The sequence below is a fragment of the Hydrocoleum sp. CS-953 genome, from assembly GCF_002260545.1.
Classification (GTDB): domain Bacteria; phylum Cyanobacteriota; class Cyanobacteriia; order Cyanobacteriales; family Microcoleaceae; genus Trichodesmium.
Window position 1 is genome coordinate 1 of the sequence record NZ_LGSU01000152.1, and the last position, 2,291, is coordinate 2,291.

General features: G+C 32.6%; 4 protein-coding genes. 1 reads left to right on the plus strand and 3 read right to left on the minus strand.

Annotated features, from left to right (window positions below):
• The coding region (locus tag AFK68_RS01155; protein ID WP_246843921.1) for a hypothetical protein at positions 1–483 on the plus strand (483 nt) is incomplete at its 5' end.
• A 270-nt stretch (positions 484–753) separates the two neighbouring features.
• Here the strand turns inward: AFK68_RS01155 and AFK68_RS01160 are convergent.
• The 3 genes from AFK68_RS01160 to AFK68_RS01170 all read right to left on the minus strand — a co-directional run bounded on the left by AFK68_RS01160 (position 754) and on the right by AFK68_RS01170 (position 1,635).
• Positions 754–996 carry a hypothetical protein gene (locus AFK68_RS01160; RefSeq protein WP_094670974.1) on the minus strand — a complete coding sequence of 81 codons (243 nt, stop codon included), beginning with the start codon at positions 994–996 and terminating at the stop codon, positions 754–756.
• Between the two features lie 84 nt (positions 997–1,080).
• The gene (locus tag AFK68_RS01165; protein ID WP_168186271.1) at positions 1,081–1,350 is read right to left on the minus strand and encodes a protein kinase; all 270 of its coding nucleotides are present in this window, start codon (positions 1,348–1,350) and stop codon (positions 1,081–1,083) included.
• A 102-nt stretch (positions 1,351–1,452) separates the two neighbouring features.
• Positions 1,453–1,635 (minus strand): hypothetical protein, encoded by a 183-nt coding sequence (locus AFK68_RS01170; RefSeq protein ID WP_094670978.1) that lies wholly within the window; start codon positions 1,633–1,635, stop codon positions 1,453–1,455.
• Positions 1,636–2,291 lie beyond the last annotated feature (656 nt).

The following is a 2,291-nucleotide window of genomic DNA, read 5'->3' on the forward strand; positions in this document are numbered from 1 at the left end:
TCTTTAAAATCAAAAAATTATGTATATCATCAATTTGAAAAATTCTATATAATATCAATTATTTTTTATATGAAGCGAGAATTAAAATATTTTAACCCTAAGTTCCAACCCAGTCAAATTGTTTGTTTAGAACATGGAAATACTTGTTTATATGCAGAAGTAATTCAGGTGTTAGAAGCACGTCAAATGTGTTGGGTTCGGCCTTGGATTTTAAAAGTATTTTCCTCAGAAAGTGAGTGTGAAAATAATCAAGATGTGTCAGAAATATCTAGGTTATGGGATTTGCGAGATGGTGCGGATTTGGTATGGCCGATTTGTTTATTTAGGGAAGTTATTGATACAGAGTTTCTGCCACTTTTATCTGAGTTATATTTGTTGGATAGCGAACCGAAAAATTTGCATATTTCACATCAACATTTAAGAGATTTTGTTAGGGAGGTTTGGCGGGCTTTCCCTGATGTTTTCCCCTTAGTTCAAGATTAATTTATTTGAGAATTTTAGATTTGATAGATAATTAATTCTTAGTCATACTATTATTGAAAGTTTGGTATAGCAATCTCATTAATGAGTTGTGAAAAAAATTGTAGGAGTTTGGTCTCCAAACCTAAGGGAAAATATGATTTTAAGACTAAACCCCTAGTGCTGCTACGCCGAAGTTAAAATTTGAGAAAAGGCTGTGCGAGAAACCTGAGACATTTGAGACATAATGCTCTGAGGTTGAATTTGAAGTAATGCCAACCATTCTTGCAAAGTTTAAGGGCGGTCTTCCGGTTGAATTTCCATTCCTTTGAGAATTGCATTGTTGAGGCGATCGCTAATTTTTTTATTAATTTGTTTTGGTTCTACTAATGGGTCGTATTTAGATTGTTTTCCCATCAGTTTAAAAACTAATTTTAAGACGAAACGAGCTTGTTTTGGTAAGTGGGTTTTATGTATTGCTAATTGAGTATGATATCTATCTATAGAGTTAGGTAATTGATATTTAGTTAAAAGCACATAAAGTGTGGCTGCTAAAGCATAAATATCTGTATATTCTCCTGGTTTATGTTTGCGAATATATTGTTCTATAGGTGCATAACCTTATGTATAAAATTGGGTGTAGCTTTTAGTTTTATTGGGAATAAATTCACGGGCAATACCAAAATCTATTAGAACTACTTGTTCTTGATTTTTGTGATTTTTGCGTAATATTATATTGTCTGGTTTGATATCCCGGTGGAGAATGTTTTGACTGTGAATGACTGTCAGTGCATTAGCAATTTGTCGAATATAATTGAGGGCTTTTTGTTGGGGTAATATTCTTTGTTCTTTAATAACAACAGCTAAGTTATCTCCATCTATATATTCCATGAAAATACAATACAGTTTCCCTTATTCAAAGGAATCATAAAATTTGACAATATTCTGATGTCGGCATCTTTTTAGTCGTTCAGCTTCGTCTCGAAATCGGTTTTAAAATTTGTCAAATTCATGGAGCTTTTGTATTTTATCGTTTAAAGTTTTGATGACGACTTTTTTATCTGTATTCTGATTATCTAGTGCTAAATAGCTGACGCCAAAGCCTCCTTCTCCTAAAATTTTTTCTATGGTGTATCTGTAGTTATTTAAAGTAGTGCCTGGTTGCCAGTTGTTCATAATAATTAAATTGCTAACTTACTTAATTGAGTTTGTTTATAAGTTGAATTTTCTTATAGCAATCCTAAATAGGTCGCGGGTCATTTCAGTTATCAGTTAGTAGTAACACTTTCCGTTCCGGAATGCTCCGCAAACGCGAAGTGTCAGTACATCAGTTATCAGTACCTCTGGCGCTCACCCAGAGGTTTGAAATAATTAGCTGTTATCTTTTCATCCCCTTAAAAGGGTCGGCGCATACCCTCTTTTTTTGGTAATCAAAAAGTAGATAAAAAACTGAAACTACCGCCTGTTGGCTGTTGCTTAAAAGCGGTAATATTTTTATACACAAATAAAATAGGATTGCTATAGCTATTCATATCTAAATGAGCCGAAAAAAATTGCTATAAAGTTTTTGGTAAGAGTATGGTCAATTTATGTTTGCCGAGCATTCCATAGGAAATTACTCCTACAAAATAGAGGAGGATGGCAAATCTCTAATATCAAGTTCACATAAAGGTTGTTATATCCAAATCAGTGATTTTTTCACTGTATAAATAAATCATAAAATGTTGTATATTATATCTGTAAATTGATAACTAAGGTCAAGATATAATAAAAGTTTCAGCCTTGAATAGAGTCTGTTTTTTGTAAAACGGAGATGTACCGAACATCAAAAG